Here is a 23,061-nt window from a genome sequence, read left to right on the forward strand (position 1 = left end):
GCAAGCTCTTCCCTCCACCCTGCCCACCCGGAGGGCGGGAGAAGCACAGCCCGGGCGGCGTCGGCACCGTCCTGACGCGGTGCCGGCGCCGCCCGATCCACCGCACCACGTCCCGGACCGGCCGCACTGGACGACGACCGCGGCCAGTACCCGCATCACCTCCTCGTACCCAGCACACCTGCCGTCGCAAGGAGAGCGTGACGTGACCCGTCCCAGAGGAATGACCCGGCGCGAAGCCGTCGCCGTATCCGTAGCCGCCGTGTCCGGAGCCGCGGCGTTGTCCGCCGGCTTCCCTACCCCGGCCGCGGCCGCCGCGACCGGCGATGAGCCCTGGCGCGACCAGCGGAAGTCCCCGGCCCGCCGCGCGGCCGCCCTGCTCGACGCCATGACCTTCGACGAACAGATCGTCCTGGTGACCGCCGTCGAGGCCGACGACTTCAAGCCCCTTGTGCACCTCGGCATCCCCGTGATGACCCGCGTGGACGCCTCCGACGGGCTGCGCGGGGACACGGGCGTCACCGCCTTCCCCGCCCCCAACGCTCTCGCCGCCACCTTCGACACCGCACTCGCGACGCGCTACGGCGACGCGATCGGGGCGGAGGCACGGGCCAAGGGCTGGAACGTCCTCCTCGGCCCCACGATGGACATCGACCGCGATCCCCGCAACGGCCGCGAGGCCGAGTCCTACGGTGAGGATCCACTGCTGAGCGGCCTGGTAGGCGCCGCCGTCACCAAGGGCTTCCAGAAGAACGACGTCATCGCCCAGGTGAAGCACTTCACCGCCTACAACCAGGAGGAGAGCCGCAACACCCTGGACGTGAAGGTGTCCGAACGCGCGCTGCGCGAGGTGTACTTCCCGGCCTTCGAACACAGCATCCGCGACGGCGGAGCCCTGTCCGTCATGGGCTCCTACCCCAAGGTCAACGGGGTGTTCGCCTGCGAGAACAAGCACCTCATCGATGTCCTCAAGAGCGACCTCGGCCTGACGGGATACCTCGGCACCGACTTCTACCCCTCGGGCGACCGCGTCGAGGAGATCAAGGCCGGGGTCGACTCCGGGGCCCTCGTCCCGGACCTGCCGAAGGCGGCGTTCACCGACGGGCGCATACCCAAGGCCCGTACGCGCGACGCGGCCGGCCGGATCCTGTACGCCCTGTTCGCCTCGGGGGCCTACGACCACCCGCTGCCCGACTCCCCGGGGGAGACCGTGACCACCCCCGAACACCAGACACTCGCCCGCGTGGTGGGGGAGTGGGCGACGGTGCTGCTCAAGAACACGGCCGGACTCCTGCCGCTGTCGAAGGAGGCCACGGTCGCGGTCATCGGCCCGGCCGGCAAGGACGCCATTACCGGCATCGAAGGATCCTCGTACGTCGACCCGGGTGGCTTCACCACCGCACTCGACGCCATCCGCAGAGCAGGCGGTGCCGACCGCGTCTTCTTCTCCCAGGGCACACTCGGCGACATCGCCCTGCCGGCGGTTCCCGCCGAGGTGTTCACCACGCCCGACGGCGCCACCGGTCTGCACGCGGAGTTCTTCGCCGGCGAGGACTTCGCCGGAGACCCGTTGGTGCGCACCACGGCGACCGGCGTGGACTTCCTGGGCAGCGCCCCGGTCGACGGACTTCCCGCACAGTGGTCGGCCCGCTGGACCGGCACGATCACCCCGTCCGCCACCGGCTGGGTCCGGTTCGCCGCGCTGCTGGGCGGGTCGGGCCGGCTCGTCGTCGACGGCACCACCGTGATCGACGGGTCGCGGGCGCTGTGGGACTCCTTCTTCGGCCCCAAGCAGTGGGCACTCGGGGGCGTCACCCGGCTCACCGCCGGCAAGCCGGTCACCGTCACCGTGGAATACAGCACCAAGGACGCCGGATTCAACGGACCCGGCATGCAACTCGGCTGGCAGCCCGACTCGCTGATCCCGGAAGCGGTGGCGACCGCCAAGAAGGCCGACGTCGCAGTAGTCCTCGTCAACAACTACTCCGGCGAGGGCGTCGACCGCGACGACCTGTCCCTGCCCGGCGACCAGAACCAGCTCATCGACGCGGTCGCCACCGCGAACCCCCGCACGGTCGTCGTCCTGAACACCTCAGGACCGATGCTCATGCCGTGGCTCGGCAAGGTCGGGAGCGTGCTGCAGGCCTGGTACCAGGGCGCCGCCACCGGCACCAGCCTCGCGCGAATCCTCTACGGCGACGCCGAACCCGGCGGCCGCCTGCCGGTCACCTTCCCCGCAGACGAGAAGCAGGGCCCCACCACGTACACCGGTGGCAAGAGCGACGGCGCGGGCGGCAGCATCACGTACGACGAAGGCATCCACGTCGGCTACAAGTGGTACGACAAGCACCGTGCCACGCCGCTGTTCCCGTTCGGCCACGGCCTCTCCTACACCCGCTTCAGCCGGCGCGCCGCCCACGTGCGCAGCCGCGGACGCGGTGACATCGCGGGCGACATCGGTGTGGAGGTCCGCAACACCGGCCGGCGCGCCGGATCCGACGTCGTCCAGGTGTACGTCGGGCACCTGCCGACCCACGTGGACACACCGGCACGCAAGCTCGCCGGAATCGCCCGGGTCGTCCTCGCCCCGGGGGAACGCAGGACGGCGACAGTGGAGATCAGCCGCCGCTCCCTGTCCTACTGGGACGAGGCACGAAGCCGCTGGGTGACACCACCCGGCCGGGTTCCCGTCTACGTAGGCACATCCGTCGTGGACGTCGAGTACGCGGGGTCCCTCACGGTCGAGTGACTCGGCCCGGAAGCCCGGGCGCAGCGGCGCCGGCCGCCCCCTGAGGGGAGTCGACCGGCGCCGTCGGCATGCCCGAAAACGGCCCTCAACTCGGCCGTCACCTGCGGAAATTCACAGAAACTCACCTCCTGTGAGGTCTTGACCGGAGCCTTCTCCTCACCAAAGACTTGATGTCATCAAGTTTTCGCGGCGTGGACGACGCCGCGTGCATTCCTCAAGAAGGAGGAAGTGTGCAGCCCAGAGGCATCGCCAATCGCCTGCTGGCTCTCACGGCCACGTTGTGCGCCCTGGCCGGACTCACCGCCTGTTCCGGCGACAACGGACAGGTCACCCTCAAGGTGTGGTCCTGGACCCCCAACACGGAAGCCGCGGTGGCCCAGTGGAACCGCACCCACTTCGACGTCCGGGTCGAGCTCGAGTCGCTCCCGCCCGACCCCACGACCGTCTACCAGAAGATCTTCGCCTCGGTCCGCACCGGCTCGGCGCCCGACGTCCTCCCCGTTGAGTACATGGCGCTCCCGCAGTTCCTCAGCGAAGGAGCCCTGGCCGACCTCTCCGGCCTGGCCGGAGACCAGAAGAGCCAGTACCAGCCGGCCGCGTGGTCCCAGGTCACGGCGCAGGGCGATCCCTACGCCCTGCCCGGTGACATCAGCCCGCTCGGCCTGTACTTCAACCGCAAGGTGCTCAAGAAGTACGGCTACGACAAACCTCCCACCACGTGGGAGGAGTTCGAGCGCATGGGCCTCGACATCAAGAAGAAGTCCGGCGGCAAGGTGTACCTGGGCGCGCTGCCGACGAACGCCAACACCTTCACCGGGCTGTCCTGGCAGGCCGGCGCCCGCTGGTGGAACCGGCACGGCGAGACATGGAAGGTCGACGTCGACTCGGCCGCCACCCGCAAGGTGTCCGCCACCTGGCAACGCATGATCGACGAAGGCATCGTCTGGCTGTGGAACAACGACACCGTCGGACAGCAGAAGATCCGCAACAACTCGCTGCTGACCGTCGTCAACCCGCCCTGGTGGGCGACCAACCTGCTGTCCCTCGGGCTCCCCGACAAGACCTGGGGCGTGGGCGACCTTCCCACCTGGCAGGGGCAGAGGACGTCCTCGGCTCCCTCGGGAGGCGCCGGTTGGGGCGTGTCCGCGGACAGCCCGCACAAGAGGGAGGCCGTGGAGTTCATCAAGTGGATGTCGCAGTCCGCGCCGGCGTTCAAGGCGCTGAGCGCCGACTCGTTCTACTTCCCCGGCTCCACGGCGCAGACCGCGGTGGCCCGGCGTAACAGGACGACACTGACGACCCCGAACGGCAGGGGAGACGTCTACACGGTCTTCGAGCGCTCGGCGCGACGTACGGCGACGGACTGGCAGTGGTCCCCGACGAGTATGCAGACCCTGACGAGCCTCACCGACTCGCTCACCGGCGCCGCCTCCGGCCGCGCCCTGACCTCGGGTCTGACACGGCTGCAGAAGACCGCGACGTCCCAGCTGACCTCCAACGGATTCAAGGTGAGGCCGTGACCAGCGTCTCCCCGCGCCTGCCTCCTGCGGGCACACGCAAGCCCAGGAAGGGGATCCGCAGCCGCCGGGCGCCCCTCCTGCTGATCGCACCGTTCGGCCTCTTCTTCGCCGCGTTCTTCATCGCGCCCATCGGCTACGCCCTCGTACAGTCACTGACCACGTACGAACGCGCCGGGTCCTTCGGGCTGCGCAAGACCGTCTTCGCCGGACTCGACAACTACCGCACTGTACTGGGGAGTTCCGACTTCCTCGCCGCCTGTGGCCACGTCCTGCTGTACGTCGCCGTGCTTGTACCCCTCATGCTCGCCGTCTCCGTCGGCGTCGCCCTGATGGTGGACACAGCCGCCATGCGCCGCTGGGCCCGCTCCTACCAGTTCGTCTTCTTTCTGCCCTACGCCGTCCCCGGCGTCATCGCCACCCTGGTGTGGGGTTTCCTCTACCTGCCTCAGCTCGACCCGATCCTGCGGTGGCTCAACACCCACGGCATCGACATCGCGCCCATGGCCGGCGGTTCGCTGCCGTTCAGCTTCGCCAACATCAACATCTGGATGTTCTTCGGCTACAACGTCGTCGTCATCTCGGCCGCGCTGCGCACCATCCCCGGTGAAGTACTCGAAGCTGCCCGCCTGGACGGCGCCTCCACCTGGCGCACTGCCCTGGCCATCAAGCTGCCGCTCATCCGGCCGGCCGTCAGCCTCATCTTCGTCTTCACCCTCATCGGCGCGTTCCAGCTGTTCAACGAGCCACAGATCCTCAAGGACATCGGCGCCGACGTGTCCAGCACCTACACACCCAACCTCATGAGTTACAGCATGGCCTTCGCCAACAACTACCCCGTCGCCGCGACCCTTTCCGTGGTCCTCGCCGGCGGCACCGCCGTGGCCTCGTTCCTCATGACGCGCACCCTGGCGAGGTTCGAATGACGTCCGCCCTGTCCGCATCGCCCAAGAGCCGCGAGCCTGCCGGGTCCACCCGCCGCCGGACACCGCAGAGAGCGGGCACCGCTCCCCAGGAAGGGCGCGCCCGCTCCACGCGGATCGTCCTGGGGCTGCTCGCCGTCTACTCGCTGTTTCCGCTCGTCTGGTTGTTCATCTCGGCCGGCAAGCCCACCACGGACCTCATCAGCGGCGACAACCTGAGCCTCACGCACTTCCAGTACTGGACCAACATCACCGACTTGTTCACCTACGACGGCGGGATCTTCCTCCGATGGGTCGCCAACACCCTGCTGTACGCGGGCGTCGGGGCCCTGGCCTCCGTCCTGATGTCCGCGGCCGCCGGATTCGCCCTGTCGAAGTACTCCTTCCCCGGTAAACGCTGGGTCGGCAACGCCATCCTGGCGGGCGTCATGGTGCCCACCTCCGCGCTGGTGCTGCCCATCTATCTGATGCTCGGCTCGCTGCATCTGACCAACACTTTCTGGGGTGTCTTCGCGGCCTCCCTGGCGCACCCCTTCGGCGTCTACCTGTGTCGTGTCTTCGCCGACGCGTCGGTACCCGACGAAGTGCTCGAAGCCGCCCGCGTGGACGGCTCCAGCGAGTGGAAGCTGTTCTGGCGGGTGAGCCTGCCCATGATGCGCGACGGCCTCATCACCGTGGCCCTGCTGCAGTTCGTGGCGATCTGGAACAACTACTTCCTGCCGCTGGTGCTGCTCAACGACAAGGACCTCTATCCCGTGACCCTGGGCCTGGCCAACCTGAACCTCCTGTCCCGCCAGACCCCCGACCAGTACCGCCTCGTCCTGGTCGGCGCACTCGTCGCCACAGTGCCGCTGATCCTGGCCTTCGTGTTCCTGCAGCGGTACTGGCGATCCGGAATGACCAGTGGAGCAGTCAAGTGAACACACCATCGCGTCCCTCGGGCTTGCCGCGGCTGCCGGACGGGTTCTCCTTCGGCGTCGCCACCAGCGCCTACCAGATCGAGGGGGCCTGGAACCTGGACGGCAAGGGACCCTCCATCTGGGACACCTTCACCCACGCTCCCGGCAACGTGCTCGGTGACATCCCCGGCGACAACGGAGCCGACCACTACCACCGGCTCGACGAGGACATCGCCCTGCTGCACCGCCTGGGCGTCGACTCCTACCGGTTCTCCCTGGCCTGGTCACGGATCTTCCCCGACGGCACCTGCGAGGTGAACCAGAAGGGCGTCGACTTCTACCACCGTCTCCTGGACGGCCTCCTCGCCCACGGGATCCGGCCCAACTGCACGCTCTACCACTGGGATCTGCCCCAGGCCCTCGAGGACCGCGGCGGCTGGCTCAACCGCGATGTCCAGCACTGGTTCTCCGAGTACGCCGCCTACGCCTTCGAAGTGTTCGGCGACAGGATCGACCAGTGGTCGACGCTGAACGAGCCCATCTCCAACTGGGCCGGTTACGGCATGGGGATCTTCGCCCCGGGCATCAAGGACGCCCGGGCGGGGCGCACCGCCATGCACCATGCGCTGCTCGCCCACGGGCAGGCCGTCACGGCGTTCCGTGAACTCGCCCCGGCGCAGGCTGAGATCGGCATCGTCGTCGACGTGTGGAAACGCACTCCGGCACATGACACCGTCGAGGAGACCGAGCTGGCCGTCAGCGAGGAGGAGGACTCGTTCGGTGCCTTCCTCAACCCGCTCTTCCGCGGCGGCTACACCGCGCGGCAGCTGGAGCGCTGGGACCGGGCCGGAGCCCTGCCCGGCATCCGCGAGGGCGACCTGGAACTCATCAGCAGGCCCCTGGACTACTTCGGCCTCAACATCTACAACCGGCTCACCGTAGATCTCTCCCAGGCCCCCGAGGACGACACCTGCGAGACCGTCGACGCCGGTGACCCCGGCGACTTCGGCGGCGGCAACTACCTCAACTCCCAGCGCCGCTACGACCCTTCGGTCGTCCACGAAGTCCTCACCATGCTGAGCAAGGACTACGGCATCTCGATCCCCATCTACGTGACCGAGAACGGCCTCGCCAACTGCAACGAACAGGTCACCGACGAGGGACGCGTCCACGACGCCGAACGCATCGACTACGCCTCCGGCTTCCTGACCTGGATCGCCCGCGCCATCGAGGACGGCATCGACGTCCGCGGCTACTACCTCTGGTCCCTCCTCGACAACTACGAGTGGAATCGCGCCTACACCGACCGTTACGGCATCGTCCACGTCGACCTGGACACCTACCGGCGCATCCCCAAGGACAGCAGTTACTGGTACCGCAAGGCGATCCGTCATCGCAGCCCCCAGGTGGAGCTGACGGCCGAGGACTTCAAGGACACCCTGTGACCCGAGCACACACCACTCCCACCCTCACTTGTCCCGACCCTGCCGTCGAGGCCGAACTCGACACACTCCTGGCGCGGATGCCACTCGACGAGAAGACGGCACTGGTCTCCAACCAGCAGCACACCAACGGCGCTCTCCCCGTCATCCGCGCCGCGGACGGCGCCGCCGGTATCCGCCTCGTGCCCGGTGTCGCCACCGCCACCGCGGCCACCGCACTGCCGGCCCCCATCGCCCTGGCCGCCACCTGGGACACCTCCCTGGCCGCCGAGTACGGAACCGTCCTCGGCCGCGAACTGGTGGCGACCGGACACCATGTGCTGCTCGGCCCCGCCGTCGACATCGCCCGCGTCCCGCTCACCGGCCGCATCTACGAGTCCTTCGGCGAGGACCCCTACCTGACCGCACAGCTGGTCGTCCCTGAGATCCGGGCCCTCCAGGCCGAAGGCGCGCAGGCGTGCGTCAAGCACTTCCTCGCCAACAACCAGGAACACGCCCGCGCCACCGTCGACGCCCACGTCGACGAACGCACCCTGCGCGAGATCTACCTGCCGCCCTTCGAGGCCGCCGTCCGCCACGCCGGCGCCGCCGCCGTCATGACCTCGTACAACCGGCTCAACGGCACATACGCCAGTGAGCACGACTGGCTCCTGGACGAAGTCCTGCGCGGGCAGTGGAAGTTCGACGGCTGGGTGATGAGCGACTTCCTCGCCAACCACTCCCTGCACGCGTCGTTCGCCGCGGGCCTCGACTGGGAACTCACCGACGCGCCCGAATGGGGCGATCACCTCGCGGCCGCCATCCGCGCGGGCGAGATCGCCGAGCAGGAACTCGACCTCCATCTGAGGCGCATCCTGCGCCCCTTCCTCGCGCTCCAGCAGCAGCATCCGGCAGTCCCGCTGACCGAGGAAGAAGTGCGCAGCCATCGCACCACCGGCCAGGAAGCCGCCGCCCGCTCCGCCGTACTCCTGCGCAACAACGGCCTGTTGCCCCTGGACGCTGCCCGCTGCACGAAGATCGCCGTCATCGGCCCCGACGCCACCGACATCACCGCGGCGGGCGCGGGAAGCCCGCTCGTCAGCCCGCACCACGCCACCGGACACACCTCACTCGTCGACGCCCTGCGCACCCTGCTGCCCGGCGCCGACATCCGGCACACGCCGGGCACCGCCCCCATCAGCGCCGGCGTCCTGCTGCCCGGCCCCGGTGCCATCCCGCCGGAGGTCCTGTCCACCCCCGACACCGATGAGCCCGGACTGCGGGCCGAGTATTGGACCAACGACACCTTCACCGGAGCCCCCGCCTTCGCCCGTACCGAACACCTCGTAGAAGTCAACCGCGGCCACTTCTCCCAGCCCGGCTTCCACGCACCCTCGCCCAACTGGCAGTCATGGCCCCAGAACGTGCCCGCCCGCCACGCCACCCGCTGGACCGGCCACCTGACCGCCCCCTGCTCCGGCACGTACGAACTGTCCGTCACCCACCTGGGCACGGCGCGCCTCTTCCTCGACGACGCTCTCGTCATCGACGTCAGCCACCGCGACACGCTCCCGGAGGAACGCGAGATCCCCGAGGGCATCCTGTGGAGCGGCGCGGGAGCGACCGTGCACACCGCCACCGTCACCCTGAGCGCCGGACAACGCCTGCACATCCGGCTCGACTACGCGGCCGATCTGCCCGAGCAGAGCGACCACTACGGGGCGCAGATCCGGCTGGGCTGGCAGCCACCCGCCGACTGCACACCACCCCGTCACCAGGAGGCACTCGACCTCGCCCGCTGGGCCGATGTCACCGTCGTGGCGGCCCGCGCGTACGAGACCGAGGCCTTCGACCGGCCCACCACACGGCTCCCGCAGGGGCAGGACGACCTCATCCGGCTCCTCACCCGCCACTGCCCCGACACCGTTGTGATCACTCAGTCGGGCGGCCCCACGGATTCCTCGTCCTGGCGCGAGCACGTCGCCGCGCACCTGCATGCCTGGTACGGAGGCCAGGACCAGGGACAGGCGCTCGCCGAGCTCCTCATCGGAGCGCGCGAGCCGGAGGGTCGGTTGCCCCTCACCTTCCCCGGTCACCCCGTCACCCCGGACACGTACCCCGACGCCTGCTACCCGGGGACCGACGGCCGGGTCCGCTACGAGGAACAGCAGGCTGTCGGTTACCGGGCCCAACTCCGGGCCGGATCCCACGTTTTCGGCCACGGCCTCACCTACACCACGTTCACGGTGCACGACGTGTACGCCGACAGCGAGGCGCACCACCCCGAACGCCCCCTGACGGTGACGGCCTCCGTAACCAACACAGGACCGCGCGAGGGCAGCGAAGTCGTCCAGCTCTACTGCCGAGTGGAGCATCAGGACTCCACGCACTGCGGCCGCCTCGTCGCCTGGCAACGCGTCCGGCTCCGCGCAGGCCAGACGCGGCAGATCCAGCTGACCATCGACCCCGGCGGCCCCAACCACCCGATGTGGCAATGGAATCCGCGGCGCCGGCGATGGGAGCCAACCTCTCGTCCACTGCTCATCGATGTCGGCTCGAGCGCCCAACAGATCTACGCGACCTTGCGCCTCGCTCCGGAGCACGGTGCGGGCAGCTGACCGGGCATTGCGCCTGCCCCGTCCCAAGTCGCGCCGGGTACACCGTCGTTAGACTCCACCTAGAGAACTCGCCAGCACATGAACACGAACGAACGGGCTTCCATGGCCAAGCGCGGTCCCTACAAGAAGAGCGTCCAGCGGCGTCAGGAGATCTTGGACGCGGTCCTCAGTGCCTATGCCGAAGCGGACGCCCAGGGCGCGTCCTTGAAGGCCATAGCGGCCCGGGTGGGCCTGTCAGAACAGGCCCTGCAGCACCACTTCCCCTCGAAGAACGAGCTTCTCGTCGAGGTCCTGCGTGACCGGGACATGCAAGCGCTCGACACCGCGCAGGCCGACGACACCTCGCTGAACCTCATCGACATCATGCGACGCAACGAGGACCAGCCCGGTCTCGTACGCCTGTACTCGGACATGGCGGCGGCAGCGGCGGATCCCGACCACCCCGCTCACGACTTCTTCGCCGAACGCATCGAGCGCACCACCCGGGGCGTGAGCGAGTTCTTCGCTCGTCGCCGCGAGTCACCTGAGTCGAGTCCTGAAGCGCGTCCCCAAGCACGTGACGAATGGGCTGCCCGGATCGTGCTCGCGGCGGCGGACGGCTTGCAGAGCCGATGGCTCATCGACCAGGACACGAAGGTCGCCGAGGACATCTCCCGACTCGTCGCACTGCTGGAGCGCTTCCAGGAGGAGTAGTCGACGAGGCGCCGTCGGTCTCCACGCGAGGCGCGTGCCCTCCGGGTTGCGCGGGGGCTGGGGGAGTGTCTTGATTTCGTGTCGGAGTCCTTTCCGCCGAGCGTGACGTGAGTGAGGCTTTTCCAACCTCAGCTTGAGGCGTGGTGAAGGACAAAGACGGTCTTCACGATCGCCGTGATGCGGTTGGTGCTGCAGCGGAGCTTTCGGAGGAGCCACCGGTCCTTGAGGGTGGCCATCGCCTGCGCTCCGAGGCAGCGGATCTTGGCGTGGCTGCTGTTGTGCCGACGCTGCCATCGCTTGAGGCGGCGTTCCCGGCACGGGACACGAATAGCCCTGCCAGCTCCCTGATTCGCCTTGTCCGACCAGCACGTGAGTCCCGCACCGGCGAGGGCTCCGACGATTCCATGCTGTCGCGCCGAGGTCAGGTCATGGGCCGAGCCCGGCAGTGCCGGCGAGGCCCAGAGCAAGCGGCCGGACGGATCGGTGAGGACCTGCACGTTCATGCTGTGGCGTTTGTGCTTTCCCGAGTGTGCGCCGTGAGGCGCTTGTTGTTCGAGTGGAGGTGAAAGACCACCACCATCGTCCTGTCGCAGCAGGGTGGTTGAAGCTGGGGGCAGCCTGACCCGGGAGGTGCCGGAGAGGGCGGGAAGCAGCCCCGACAAAGCCGGGACGTGCCAGTACTGCCAGATGGTGCGGGTCCGGCGAGCGAGACGGAGAGGAGTACGCGAGGAACCGGCGTCTACGCCTCCTTAAGGCACGCCAGCTCGAACCTGGTGGATGAGGGCTGGATGCGGTGCGTCCCTGCTGGATATTCGGCTGGCGGGGAACTTTCCGGGCGGTTTATTTCGGTCGCGCGGGGAGGCCACGGTGAAGTGCTGCGGGGTAGCCGTGGCGAGGCCGCGGGGGCATAGCCGGGCTCCTACTCCGACGATCGAACAGTGAGCGAACACGGGAACCGTCCCGGTTCCGCCCTTGTGCCGCGCGTCCAGCACGGCGGATGGGCTGGGTCCATCGTCGGCCGATCGTGCCGGGGCGGGGCGGAGCCGCCGTAGTACTCCGAGCCGGGGAGAGTCCGGCACATGGGGAAGGGCGGCAGCGGTTTCGAGAAGGGAAGGAGGCTGCAATGCCGAAAGACGCGCTGCTGAACAGCAGTGCCCCGGAGGCCCCGTTGGGGTCTCACCAGCGGGTATCGGGGATGCAGGCCAAGCTTCACCGTTGGGCGGCGGCCGACCATGGCCGCAGGTTCGACGATCTGTTCAACCTCGTATGCGACCCGGCGACGCTGCTCGTGGCGTTCGAACGGGTCGCGGAAAACAAGGGAGCCCGAACCCCGGGCGTCGACGGCCTGACCGTCGTCAACGTCGAGCGGGAACTCGGCCTCCCGGGCTACCTGGAGGACCTGCGACGCGTACTGAAGACGGGTGAATTCCGCCCGCTGCCGGTGCGCGAGCGCAAGATCCCCAAACCCGGCGGGAGCGGGAGGGTGCGCAAGCTCGGCATCCCGACCGTCTCCGACCGGGTGGTCCAGGCAGCCCTCAAACTGGTGCTGGAGCCGATTTTCGAGGCCGACTTTATGCCGGTCTCCTATGGTTTCCGGCCCATGCGGCGCGCACACGACGCGATCGCCGAGATCCACCGCTACGGCACCAACGGCTATCGCTGGGTGCTGGACGCGGACATCGAGGCATGCTTCGACTCCATCGACCACACGGCCCTGCTGGACCGGGTGCGAACAAGAGTCAAGGACAAGCGCGTGCTGCGGCTGGTCAAGGCGTTCCTCAAGGCCGGCGTCCTCACCGAGGGCGGCGGCCGCGAGGAGACCTTCACCGGCACCCCGCAGGGCGGCATCCTCTCCCCGCTGCTGGCGAACATCGCCCTGTCCGCGCTCGACGAGCACGTGATGGAGCCATGGGAACCAGGCGGTCGGATGTCCACCAGAGGCAGACGGGCACACCACCGTCACCACGGCCGCCCGAACTGGCGCATCGTCCGCTACGCGGACGACTTCGTCGTCCTGGTCGACGGCAGCAGTGACGACGTCGCCCGCCTGCGCGAGGACATCGCCGACGTACTGCACCCTCTCGGGCTGAGGCTGTCACCGGCCAAGACTCAGATCGTGCACATGTCGGAAGGGTTCGACTTCCTGGGGTTCCACATCCAGTGGCGCCGCAAACGAGGCTCGAACAAGTGGTATGTCTACACCTTCATCGCCAAGAGGCCCATCCGGCAGCTGAAGGACAAGATCCGTGCCCTGACGAACAGAACGTCGCAGCAGGACCCGGGGACCGTGCTCAAGAGGATCAACTCGATTCTGCGCGGCTGGGTCAACTACTTCAAGCACGCGGTATGCAAGACCACGCTGAAAGCCCTGGACCACTTCGTATGGCGACGGGTTACCAACTGGTGGATGGTGCTGCACCGCTGGAGGTGGAAGGGCGTCCGCCGACGCTTCACCGACCGCAACGGCCGGTGGCACAGGCTCTCGGCGGACGGGATCGAGCTGTTCCCCATGGTCTCGACGGCGGTCACCCGCTATCGCTACCGGGGCAACACAATCCCCAACCCCTGGACCTTCAACCACGCTCGAACGGCAGAGACCGTGGAGAGCCCGGTGCGGTGAGAGCCGCACGCCGGGTTCGGCGAGCGGCACGGAGAAACGGACCGATGGCAACACCGGCACCGCGCTCCGTGCCGACTCAACAGAACGGGGTGTCGGCAGTGATGCGATCGATGGGCAGCAGAGTGCCGTCGAGGATGAGATACGCCTTCTCTCGCATCGTCGCCATCGCCGTCGCCTCGTTCAAGGTCGGTGTGAGGGCGGCCAGCACCTCGACGGCCTCGCGGATGTAGCGGGACGAGGGTCGCGACCCCGATGTCGAACCCGGCGGCGAGCTGGGTGTAGGTGTCGCCGCATCGCAGGTGGGCCAGGGTGAGCAGGGCCTGGCGGTTGGCAGGCAGGCGCCGCCACCGGGTTCCGATCTCCCGGCGCCGGGCGGTGAGTTGTCTGCTCAGGTACCGCAGGGTGCGGCTGGACAGATCTATCGACGACGGGTGGACAAGCACGTGAAGCTCCGTAAGTTGTTGGCTGGCCCGGGAGGGCCGGGTGTGGCTTACGCGAAGCTGTCTTCAGTGGCTCGCCAGGAGTGGCCGCCCGGCTCTTCTGGGCACCCTGGCTGCTGATTGAGATCTGCGATCTTGTCGCTGTTTACGGAGCTGACGGCGGGGTGTTCCTCGGGCCGACGGGCGAGTCTCACGGCACGAGGAGCGAGAGTGGACGTCAGCAGGCGGGTCCGGTTATGGGCAGGCATCGACGCGGGCAAGGGCCACCACTGGGGATCGGTGGTGGATGAGGCCGGAGCAACCCTGTGGTCCAAGAAGATCGACAACGACGAGTCGGCGATCCTGACCGCGATCGGCGAAATCCTCGATCTCGCGGACGAGATCCACTGGGCGGTGGACATCTCCGGCACCACCTCGGCACTTCTGCTGGCACTACTCGCAGCCCACGGTCAGCAGGCCGTCTACGTGCCCGGCCGCACCGTCAACCGTATGGCTGGGGCCTATCGGGGCGAGGCCAAGACCGACGCCCGTGACGCCTACGTCATCGCTGAAACCGTCCGCCAGCGCCGCGACTTCACCACGATCGGCGTACCTGCCCAGCTTGCTGCTGATCTCGCGTTGCTGACCGCGCACCGCACCGACATGGTTGCCGACCGGGTACGGATGATCAATCGGCTGCGCGACGTCCTCACTGGCGTCTTCCCCGCGCTGGAGCGGGCCTTCGACTACTCCAGCCACAAGGGTGCTCTGGTTCTACTGACCGGCTGTCAGACCCCGCAGGCCATCCGCCGCCGCGGCCGGACTCGCCTGTCCGCATGGCTGGCCAACCGCAGCGTACGCAGTGCCGATCCGGTGGCCGCCGCGGCGCTGGAGGCTGCCGATGCCCAGCACACCGTGCTGCCCGGCGAAGACATCGCAGCCCAGATCGTCGCGGATCTTGCCACCGAAGTCCTGGCGCTGGACGACCGGATCAAGCGGACCGATCAACAGATCAAGGCGGCGTTCCGCACGCATCCGCAAGCAGAGATCATCGAGTCCCTACCGGGGATGGGCCCGATCCTGGGAGCGGAATTCGTCGTCGCAGCAGGGGACCTGGCGTCCTACGCCGACGCCGGCCACCTCGCATCCGCTGCCGGACTGGTACCCGTGCCCCGGGATTCCGGGCGCCGCACGGGCAACCTGCACCGACCCAAACGCTACAGCCGCCACCTGCGCCGAGTGTTCTATCTGTCCGCACAGACCAGCATCATCCGCGACGGTCCGAACCGGGACTTCTACCTCAAGAAGCGCGGCGAAGACTGCAAGCACGCCCAGGCCGTCATTGCCCTGGCCCGCCGACGCGCGAGCGTCCTGTGGGCACTCCTGCGCGACCACCGGGTCTTCACCGCTGCTGTCCCGCAGCTCGCACAAGCAGCTGGACATCGTCATTGAAACTCCTGGCAGACACGGGTGATCTTGGTCGAGAACCCGTCTACCAGGAGCTTCGTCGTTGCGCGAAGTTGTCCAACTCGCGGTCCGCGCCGCCAGCTTGAAAAACGCCCACTGAATACGCTGAAGCCCCGCCGGGCAACGACCGTCATCCCAGCAAGCCGAGAGCATCCTGTCCCATTTGAAGAGCAATCTGTCCGGCGATCGTGCCCGCAGCATTGGTCAGTCCATCGACGATGCGGCTCGTTAGCGCCCGCAGTCGGCTTGGCTCGGGGGAGGTGGACGTGGCTGCGGTATGCAACTCCCGGGCCACACGCTCCAACTCGATCCGCTCGGAGTCCTCCAGACCGAGCGTCGGGCTCACCTGTCCGAGGTAACCAGCAAGCTGGATAAATGCGCTCGGATCAATACCAACGCTGGTGTTCTGGGTGAAGTTCTGCTGCTCACCCACAATGACACCCTGTGCATTCGGCAGGTACGTGTGATAAACGTTCCCGCCGCTGTGCTGCGGGTTGGTGAAGTCGGCCACGGTCTTCCCGCTCTCTACGCATTCGATGCCACGGGCCGTGACCCTTGGGGTGATGACATCACCGCCGAAAGCTCTCCTGCCCTTGACCATGGACTGCTCGAGCAGGTACGAGAACGCCCGTCCCACCTCGTCGCTCGTCAAAGCGTCCCCGTAGAAATGTACTTGAGGGTCGTTGATCATCTCGGCGAGCGAACGAACACGATCCTCTTCATGGTCGTAGAGCCACTGAAGGATCACATTTCGTGCATAGGTGTTGCGCTCCAAACGGTTCGAACGATTTGCCCTGATGGCCTGCAGCTCTGCGACGCCAGCAGGGGTGAACGAGACCCAGCAGCCCTGATCAATCACAAGGTCTCGCAGGAATCCACCATCTATTAGGCCGCATACCAGAGACCGCAGGTCTGCTCCCGGAACACCATTACGTATCGCCCACGTCTCAACATCCACCACCTCCGAGTGGGAGTCGTGTACCAGCTCTTCCACCCACTCCAGCAAGGCGATGCTCTCCCGCTCTACAAGGCTCATACGGTCTGATGCTAGAGCCCTGGTGTGAAGTCGTGGTCAGGTTCTGTCCAGCCAGCGGAACGGCGTGGCGCGGGGTGCCTGTATCGAAACCCGGCCTCTATGAGGTTCGCTGCGAGGTTGCCGCGCGCTGTCTCTTCGAATGCGGGGTCGACTGACTGAACTGCTTGAACGCTGAGGACACGGTGCGGGGTGAGGCGAAGACGCCTGTCATCCACGGGTGTGACGGTCCGTGTCGACGGGATGGGCGGGTTCGCCGGTGGGCTCACCGCGCCGCGTGGCCGCTCCGGTGCCCAGCAGGCTGAAGAGGTAGGCGAGATGGTCGGCCATGTCGACCTCGGCGTCGTACATCCATTGGGCCTGCAGTCCGTCGGTCAGGGCGACGATGATGACGGCCAGGCGGTCCGCGTCCAGTTCGGGGGAGAGGTCGCCGGATTCCTGCTGGGCGCGGAGCGACGCGGAGATCTCGGAGCGTGCGGTGCGGAAGCGGCCGCGGAAGTACGGGTGGGCGGGGTGGTCGGGGTCGGTGGCCTCCGAGGAGAACTGTGAGTACAGCTGCACGAGGCCGGGGACCTGCGCGTTGTGGCGGAGCAGGGTGCCCATGACCTCGGCGAGATCGTGCATGTAGTCCGTCGGGGCCGGGCCGGCGTCGTTCGCGTGCAGGTCCACCTCGTCGCGACGGCGCAGAATCTCCACGAAGAGCTGTTCCTTGCTGCCGAAGTAGTGCAGGAGCCCGTTCTGGCTCAGGCCCACGGCCAGGGACAGCTCGCGCACGGTCGTGCGGCCGTAGCCGACGCGCGCCACGATTTCGAGTGCGGTGTTGAGGATCTCCTCGCGCTTGGCGACACCTTTTGCGTACGGACCACGTCGTGCCATGACCCGGACCCTACGGCACGGCGATATTGCCGGGCACAGTCCTCTTGTTACCGAAAGCTGTGTGACGTACGGTTTTCGCCAGTTGGCGGGAATCCCTTCCTGACCAGGGAATCGCCGATGTCTGAGGTGATGGGCCTCGCTGCGGGCGCGGCCCACATCACGGCTTTCACAGCTCTGTACGCGCGCTCCGCCCGCCGTGCGCGCTTCCCGCTCCGCCGCCGTACCGGCAGAGCGTCGCTCTACCCGAGGAGACCCCCGTGACCACATCCGACCCCGCTTCCCTCTCCCTCGAGGAGCAGGCCGCTCTGGGTAGCGGTGCCGACTTCTGGAGCACGAAGCAGGTGGGCGCGGCTCCGTCGCTGATCCTCACTGACGGGCCGCACGGGGTGCGGCGCCAGGCCGGCGCCACGGATCACCTGGGCATCTCGGGCAGTGAGCCCGCGACGTGTTTCCCGCCCGCCGTTGGTCTCGGTCAGAGCTGGGACACGGAACTGGCGGGCAGGGTGGGGCAAGCCCTCGGCGTGGAGGCACGCGCCCTCGGCGTCGACGTGCTCCTCGGCCCGGGCGTCAACATCAAGCGGGACCCGCGGTGCGGCCGCAATTTCGAGTACTTCTCCGAGGACCCGCACCTGTCCGGGACACTGGCCGCCTCCTGGGTGCGGGGCCTCCAGGGCACGGGTGTCGGCGCCTCCCTCAAGCACTTCGCCGCCAACAACACCGAGCACGACCGGATGCGCTCCAGCTCGGACGTGGCCGCGCGCCCGCTGCGCGAGATCTATCTGCGCGCCTTCCAGCGCGTCGTGCAGAAGGCGCAGCCGTGGACCGTGATGTGTTCGTACAACCGGGTCAACGGGACGTACGCCTCCGAGAACCACTGGTTGCTCAGCCAGGTGCTGCGCGACGAGTGGGGCTTCGACGGGGTCGTCGTCAGTGACTGGGGTGCGGTCCAGGACCGGGTGAAGGCAGTGGCCGCCGGGCTCGACCTGGAGATGCCGGGCACCGGCACGGTCACCGACACGCAGGTCGTCGAGGCGGTCCGCGGCGGCGTCCTGGACGCGGCCGTGGTTCACCGGGCTGCCGGCCGCACCGCCGCACTCGCCGCGAAGGCCGAAGCCGGCCGGGCCGCGGACGCCGTACCCTTCCGGCCCGACACTCACCACGCCCTGGCCCGCGAGGCCGCCGCGCGCTGCATCGTCCTGCTCAAGAACGCCCCGGTGGACGCGGAGCCGCTGCTGCCGCTGACCGTGGGCCGTTCGCTCGCTGTCATCGGCGAGTTCGCACAGACCCCGCGCTACCAGGGCGGCGGCAGCTCGCACGTCAATCCCACCCGGGTCGACATCCCGTTGGACGAGATCCGTGCCTGCGCCGGAAACGCCGAGGTCACCTTCGCCGCCGGGTTCACCACCGACGGCGCCGGAGACGAGGAGACCCTGCGCGGCGAGGCGGTCGCCGTGGCGGCCGCCGCCGACACCGCCGTGGTCTTCCTCGGCCTCGGCGCACACCAGGAGTCCGAGGGCTTCGACCGCGATCACATCGAACTGCCGCCGGAGCAGCTGCGGTTGCTGGCCGATGTGGTGCGCGCCCAGCCGCGCACGGTCGTCGTTCTCTCCCACGGCGGCGTCCTGCGCCTCGCCCCTGTGGCCGACCTCGCGCCCGCCCTCCTGGACGGAGCGCTGCTCGGACAGGCCGGCGGCGGGGCACTGGCCGACGTGCTCTTCGGGCGGGTCAACCCGTCAGGGCGGCTCACCGAGACCGTCCCGGTCAGACTCCAGGACACCCCCGCCTACCTGGACTTCCCCGGCGAGCACAGCCGTATCACCTACGGCGAGGGCCTGTTCGTCGGCCACCGCTGGTACGACGCCCGCGACATCGACGTCACGTTCCCCTTCGGACACGGCCTGTCCTACACCTCGTTCGCCCACTCGGATCTGGCGCTGTCCGCGGGCACCGAGGGCATCACCGCGAGCGTGACGGTCACCAACACCGGTGACCGTGAGGGTCGCGAGGTCGTCCAGTTCTACGTGTCCAAGCCGGACTCCGCCGTCATGCGCCCGCTCCAGGAGCTGAAGGGGCACGCGACCGTCTCGCTCGCTCCTGGCGAGAGCGCCCGCGTGAGCGTCCTGCTGGAGCGCGGAGACCTGGCGTACTGGGACACCCGCGCCGATCGCTGGACGGTGGAGGGCGGCAGTTACGAGGTGCGGTCCGCCGCGTCCAGCCGTGACATCCGCGCGACCGCGACCGTCGAGGTGGCCGGCGACGAGTTGAACCTTCCGCTCACCCTCGACTCGACGCTCGGCGAGGCCATGGCCGTCCCCGGCGCCGCCGAGGTGCTCGGCTCGCTGATGCCGATGCCGCAGGCAGCGCCGGAGGACGACACGCTGGGCATCGACATGGCCCGCATGATGGCCTCCATCCCGGTGCGCCGCCTCATCAGCTTCGCCGGCGGCGCGGTCACCCTCGCCGACCTGGAAAAGCTCCTCGCCCAGCTCAACGCCGCCGTGCCGGGCGCGGACCGAGCCTGACCGATGACAGAGCACGGCGGGCACCCAGGTGTGGTGCCCGCCGTGACCTGAGCGGACGCGTCTTCCCGTACTCGATTCAAGACGTCGCCTCACCCCGGCGTGTCCTGACATCACCTGCCTCACCCGTCGGTCGCGTCCCTTCGATGCGCCGGCCCTTCACCGCATGCCCCGCCCTCATCCCCGCAGGAGCCCCCTATGCGAGCACGCCGTGCCGCTCTGCTGGCCGCCGTCGTCGTGACCTCCTCCTTGTCTCTCGCCGTACCCGCCCAGGCGGCGCCCTCGTCACTCAACAGCGGTCAATCCGGCGGCAGTTGCTCACTGCCGACCGGTGAGTCCACGGTCACGGTCACCAGCTCCGGCACGGCGCGCACGGCGCTCGTGTACCGTCCCGCCGCCACGGACCGGCACCAGAAACCGCTGCCCGTCTTCCTGACGCTGCACGGCAGTTCGAGCAGGGCCTCGGAGCAGCTCGGGGTCAGCGGGATCGAGCAGTCCGCCGACCGGCACGGCTTCCTCGCCGTGGCCCCGCAGGGCACGATGACGTCCGGCCCCGGCTATCAGTGGAACGTCCCCGGCGTGACCGCGGGTTCCGGCCCCGACGACGAGCGGTTCCTGACCGACCTGCTCGACACGCTCGCCTCCACCGGCTGTGCCGACACCGGGCAGGTGCTCGCGAGCGGCTACTCCGGTGGCGGCCGCATGGTCTCCCAGTACGCCTGCGACCACCCGGACCGCGTGACCGCGATCGCCCCCGTGGCCGGACTGCGGGCCGGAGTCCCGGTCACCGACGGCAGCGGCGCCACCGTTCCGGACCCGGGGACCTGCGTTCCGAAGCGGCCGGTCCCCGTCATCACCTTCCACGGCACCGCCGACCCGGTGAACCCGTACGAAGGCGGCGGCGAGCCCTACTGGGGTTACGGCGCCCGCACCGCTCTCGCCGCCTGGGCGAAACTCGACCACTGCCGCCGGGGCCCGGTGACCACCCCGGTCTCCGCCCATGTCGACAAGGTCTCCTACGGAGCCTGCCGCGCCGGTACGGACGTCGAGCTGTACACGGTCGCCGGGGGCGGCCACACCTGGCCCGGCAGCGACATCGACTTCGGCCCCCTGGGCCCAGTCACCCAGGAGATCGACGCCACCGAACTCGCCTGGCGTTTTCTGCAGGACCAGAGCCACACCTCCACCCGCTGACGCGCCCGCCGCCCTGCACCCTTGCCCGAACGACAACGAGGTCGTCATGACACTTGCACCCACCGGCTCCGGTACGACACCGGACGCCGCCAAGGGAAAGCCCGAGAGAACCCGCGAGCCCGGTGAACGGCGGTTGCTGACCGGCCTGATGGCCAACAGCATCGCCCTGTACGCCATCTACGGCGCCGTCCCCGCGGTCCTGCTGGCCAACCTGGTCGCCGACGTCGCCCCCGGCTCGAAGTCCACTTCACTCGGTGTCATCAGTGCCATCGGCGCGTTCGGCGCCATGCTCGCCAACCCGGTCGCGGGCGCCCTGTCCGACCGCACCCGGGGCCGCTTCGGCCGCCGTGCTCCCTGGATGGCGGGTGGCGCGCTGCTCGGCGGGCTCTCCCTCGTCGCGCTCGGCCTCGGCAACAACCTGCTGTGGATCGGGGTGGCCTGGGCCCTGGCGCAGATCTCGCTCAACGCCCTCCAGGCCCCGCTGACCGCCGTGATCCCCGACCGCACCCCGGAGAACCGGCGCGGCAGGTTCTCCTCCGCGGCCGGTCTCGCCCAGATGCTCGGCGCCACCCTCGGCACGGTCGTCGCCGCAGGCTTCGCGCACGCGCTCGGCCTCGGCTTCGCCGTCTTCGGCGTACTGATCATCCTCGGCACCGCCGTCTTCCTGCTCCTCAACCGCGAACCGGCCGCCGCCGCACCGCAGGACGGGCCGTTCCGCTGGAAGGCCTTCCTGCGCGGATTCTGGGTCAGCCCTCGCCAACACCCCGACTTCGCCTGGGCGTTCGTCGGCCGCTTCCTGCTGGTGCTGGGCTACTACTGTGTCTTCTCCTACCAGCTCTACATACCCGACGACTACCTGGCGATGACCCGCGACCGGGCCAACGACCTCGTACCGCTGCTGAGCCTGGCCATGGTGCCCGGGATGGTCGCGATGATCGTCGTGTCCGGGCCGTGGTCCGACCGCGTCGGACGCCGCAAGCCCTTCGTGATCGCCTCCAGCCTCGGCATGACCGTCGCCCTCGCCCTGCCCCTGGTGCTGCGCAACGAGGCGTCGATGTTCGCCTACTCCGTCATCTCCGGCCTCGCGTTCGGGATGTACATGGCCGTCGACACCGCCTTGATGACGCAGGTGCTGCCGCACCCGGACGACGCTGCCAAGGACATGGGCGTCCTCAACATCGCCAACGCCCTGCCGCAAGCCGTCGCCCCGGCGGTCGCGGCCGCGACCATCGGCCTCACCGGCGGGTACCAGGCGCTGTTCGGCACCGGCATCATCCTGGTGGTGCTCGGCGCCCTCAGCATCCTGCCGATCCGCACGGTCCGCTGACGCGGTCCGCTCGCGCCGCACCCCTCTTCTCTCCTGCGGGAAAGGCACCGTCATGTCCCTTGCCGAGCCGAGCGCACCCGTTTCGCCACGGCCCGCGTCCCGTCCGCGCTTCCTGCTCCCCGCCGTCCTGCTACTCCTGGCACCCGTCCTGGTGGGCATCCTGATCCGAACGGACATCACCCACCCCCCGTTCCAGAGCCTCGACGACACCTGGCTCGGCTGGATGGGAGGACCGCATCAGGGTGTGGTCCAGGCCTTGGCCACGATTCTGGACTGGTTCGGCCGCGGATACGGGAACCTCCTGCCCGTGCTGGCGGCCGTCGGACTGCTGCTCGCGCGCCGGTACCGGGAGGGGCTCTTTGTCCTCGCTGCGGCGGTGGCCACGAACGTGGCGGTGCAACTGGTCAAGAACGTCGTGGACCGGCCCCGCCCGCCCCACCCACTGGTCCCCGTCGACCACGGTTCCTTCCCCTCGGGGCACGCGGCTCTGATGGCGACGTCCGTCGTGATCATCGGGATGGTGTTCGTCCTGTCGTCCCGGCGCCAGATGTGGTGGCCGGTCGCCGTGGTGCTCACGCTGGCCATGATGTGGAGCCGTACCTGGGTACATGCCCACTGGCTCTCCGACACGATGGCCGGCGCGATGATCGGGTGCGGGGCGACGCTCCTGGTCCGGTGGTCGATGGCCAACTGGCTGGCGACCGAACCGGACAGGGGACCGGCGGAGACCCGGGCCGGGTCGGCGGCTGAGCCCGTGAATCGCGAAACACCGGGCCGCTAGGCGGCGGG

General features: G+C 68.7%; 15 protein-coding genes and 2 pseudogenes. 13 read left to right on the forward strand and 4 right to left on the reverse strand.

Annotated elements, in window-relative coordinates:
• Window positions 1–202 precede the first annotated feature (202 nt).
• The 7 genes from ACIRHA_RS03725 to ACIRHA_RS03755 all read left to right on the forward strand — a co-directional run bounded on the left by ACIRHA_RS03725 (window position 203) and on the right by ACIRHA_RS03755 (window position 10,817).
• Window positions 203–2,746 carry a glycoside hydrolase family 3 protein gene (locus ACIRHA_RS03725; RefSeq protein ID WP_403839445.1) on the forward strand — a complete coding sequence of 848 codons (2,544 nt, stop codon included), beginning with the start codon at window positions 203–205 and terminating at the stop codon, window positions 2,744–2,746.
• A 230-nt stretch (window positions 2,747–2,976) separates the two neighbouring features.
• Window positions 2,977–4,266 (forward strand): ABC transporter substrate-binding protein, encoded by a 1,290-nt coding sequence (locus ACIRHA_RS03730; RefSeq protein ID WP_403839446.1) that lies wholly within the window; start codon window positions 2,977–2,979, stop codon window positions 4,264–4,266.
• Entirely contained in the window at window positions 4,263–5,189 is a 927-nt protein-coding gene (locus ACIRHA_RS03735; protein WP_403839448.1) for a carbohydrate ABC transporter permease, read from the forward strand. The genes ACIRHA_RS03730 and ACIRHA_RS03735 overlap by 4 nt, the downstream gene beginning before the upstream one ends.
• A complete protein-coding gene (locus ACIRHA_RS03740) occupies window positions 5,186–6,106 on the forward strand; it encodes a carbohydrate ABC transporter permease (protein WP_403839450.1) in 921 nt (306 codons plus the stop codon). Before ACIRHA_RS03735 ends, ACIRHA_RS03740 begins: the two co-directional genes overlap by 4 nt.
• Complete coding sequence (locus ACIRHA_RS03745; protein ID WP_403839452.1) at window positions 6,103–7,530, forward strand: GH1 family beta-glucosidase; 1,428 nt, start codon at window positions 6,103–6,105, stop codon at window positions 7,528–7,530. Before ACIRHA_RS03740 ends, ACIRHA_RS03745 begins: the two co-directional genes overlap by 4 nt.
• Window positions 7,527–10,124, forward strand: a complete 2,598-nt coding sequence (locus ACIRHA_RS03750) for a glycoside hydrolase family 3 N-terminal domain-containing protein (RefSeq protein WP_403839454.1) — start codon at window positions 7,527–7,529, stop codon at window positions 10,122–10,124. The genes ACIRHA_RS03745 and ACIRHA_RS03750 overlap by 4 nt, the downstream gene beginning before the upstream one ends.
• A gap of 78 nt (window positions 10,125–10,202) precedes the next feature.
• Window positions 10,203–10,817 (forward strand): TetR/AcrR family transcriptional regulator, encoded by a 615-nt coding sequence (locus tag ACIRHA_RS03755; RefSeq protein ID WP_403839455.1) that lies wholly within the window; start codon window positions 10,203–10,205, stop codon window positions 10,815–10,817.
• A gap of 128 nt (window positions 10,818–10,945) precedes the next feature.
• Here ACIRHA_RS03755 and ACIRHA_RS03760 read toward each other — a convergent pair.
• A pseudogene (locus ACIRHA_RS03760) lies at window positions 10,946–11,347 on the reverse strand (transposase family protein); the annotation flags it as partial.
• A gap of 593 nt (window positions 11,348–11,940) precedes the next feature.
• On the opposite strand from ACIRHA_RS03760, the gene ltrA reads away from it, so the two are divergent.
• Window positions 11,941–13,437, forward strand: a complete 1,497-nt coding sequence (gene ltrA / locus ACIRHA_RS03765; RefSeq protein ID WP_403839457.1) for a group II intron reverse transcriptase/maturase — start codon at window positions 11,941–11,943, stop codon at window positions 13,435–13,437.
• A gap of 82 nt (window positions 13,438–13,519) precedes the next feature.
• Here ltrA and ACIRHA_RS03770 read toward each other — a convergent pair.
• Window positions 13,520–13,880: pseudogene (locus ACIRHA_RS03770) on the reverse strand (transposase family protein); the annotation flags it as partial.
• 207 nt (window positions 13,881–14,087) lie between these two features.
• On the opposite strand from ACIRHA_RS03770, the gene ACIRHA_RS03775 reads away from it, so the two are divergent.
• A complete protein-coding gene (locus tag ACIRHA_RS03775; protein WP_403839459.1) occupies window positions 14,088–15,308 on the forward strand; it encodes an IS110 family transposase in 1,221 nt (406 codons plus the stop codon).
• A gap of 145 nt (window positions 15,309–15,453) precedes the next feature.
• Here ACIRHA_RS03775 and ACIRHA_RS03780 read toward each other — a convergent pair whose 3' ends face one another.
• Both ACIRHA_RS03780 and ACIRHA_RS03785 read right to left on the reverse strand, forming a co-directional pair.
• Complete coding sequence (locus ACIRHA_RS03780; protein ID WP_403839461.1) at window positions 15,454–16,359, reverse strand: hypothetical protein; 906 nt, start codon at window positions 16,357–16,359, stop codon at window positions 15,454–15,456.
• Between the two features lie 207 nt (window positions 16,360–16,566).
• A complete protein-coding gene (locus ACIRHA_RS03785; protein WP_403839463.1) occupies window positions 16,567–17,232 on the reverse strand; it encodes a TetR/AcrR family transcriptional regulator in 666 nt (221 codons plus the stop codon).
• A 257-nt stretch (window positions 17,233–17,489) separates the two neighbouring features.
• Here ACIRHA_RS03785 and ACIRHA_RS03790 point away from each other — a divergent pair, with 257 nt between their 5' ends.
• The 4 genes from ACIRHA_RS03790 (at window position 17,490) to ACIRHA_RS03805 (ending at window position 23,053) form a co-directional block, all read left to right on the forward strand.
• Complete coding sequence (locus tag ACIRHA_RS03790; RefSeq protein ID WP_403839465.1) at window positions 17,490–19,754, forward strand: glycoside hydrolase family 3 C-terminal domain-containing protein; 2,265 nt, start codon at window positions 17,490–17,492, stop codon at window positions 19,752–19,754.
• A 195-nt stretch (window positions 19,755–19,949) separates the two neighbouring features.
• The gene (locus tag ACIRHA_RS03795) at window positions 19,950–20,945 is read left to right on the forward strand and encodes an alpha/beta hydrolase family esterase (protein WP_403839467.1); all 996 of its coding nucleotides are present in this window, start codon (window positions 19,950–19,952) and stop codon (window positions 20,943–20,945) included.
• Between the two features lie 46 nt (window positions 20,946–20,991).
• Window positions 20,992–22,272 (forward strand): MFS transporter, encoded by a 1,281-nt coding sequence (locus tag ACIRHA_RS03800; RefSeq protein ID WP_403839469.1) that lies wholly within the window; start codon window positions 20,992–20,994, stop codon window positions 22,270–22,272.
• A 52-nt stretch (window positions 22,273–22,324) separates the two neighbouring features.
• Window positions 22,325–23,053, forward strand: coding sequence for a phosphatase PAP2 family protein (locus ACIRHA_RS03805; RefSeq protein WP_403839471.1), 729 nt, complete (start codon window positions 22,325–22,327; stop codon window positions 23,051–23,053).
• The last annotated feature ends 8 nt before the right edge of the window (window positions 23,054–23,061 follow it).

It is taken from the genome of Streptomyces sp. NPDC102360, from assembly GCF_044766085.1.
GTDB lineage: Bacteria > Actinomycetota > Actinomycetes > Streptomycetales > Streptomycetaceae > Streptomyces.

Bases quoted from the DNA above. Each gene is read 5' to 3' on its own strand.
- ACIRHA_RS03780 (WP_403839461.1), bottom strand. From the start codon at position 16,359: ATGAGCCTTGTAGAGCGGGAGAGCATCGCCTTGCTGGAGTGGGTGGAA.
- ACIRHA_RS03805 (WP_403839471.1), top strand. From the start codon at position 22,325: ATGTCCCTTGCCGAGCCGAGCGCACCCGTTTCGCCACGGCCCGCGTCC.
- ACIRHA_RS03785 (WP_403839463.1), bottom strand. From the start codon at position 17,232: ATGGCACGACGTGGTCCGTACGCAAAAGGTGTCGCCAAGCGCGAGGAG.
- ACIRHA_RS03795 (WP_403839467.1), top strand. From the start codon at position 19,950: ATGCGAGCACGCCGTGCCGCTCTGCTGGCCGCCGTCGTCGTGACCTCC.
- ACIRHA_RS03740 (WP_403839450.1), top strand. From the start codon at position 5,186: ATGACGTCCGCCCTGTCCGCATCGCCCAAGAGCCGCGAGCCTGCCGGG.
- ltrA (WP_403839457.1), top strand. From the start codon at position 11,941: ATGCCGAAAGACGCGCTGCTGAACAGCAGTGCCCCGGAGGCCCCGTTG.
- ACIRHA_RS03755 (WP_403839455.1), top strand. From the start codon at position 10,203: ATGAACACGAACGAACGGGCTTCCATGGCCAAGCGCGGTCCCTACAAG.
- ACIRHA_RS03800 (WP_403839469.1), top strand. From the start codon at position 20,992: ATGACACTTGCACCCACCGGCTCCGGTACGACACCGGACGCCGCCAAG.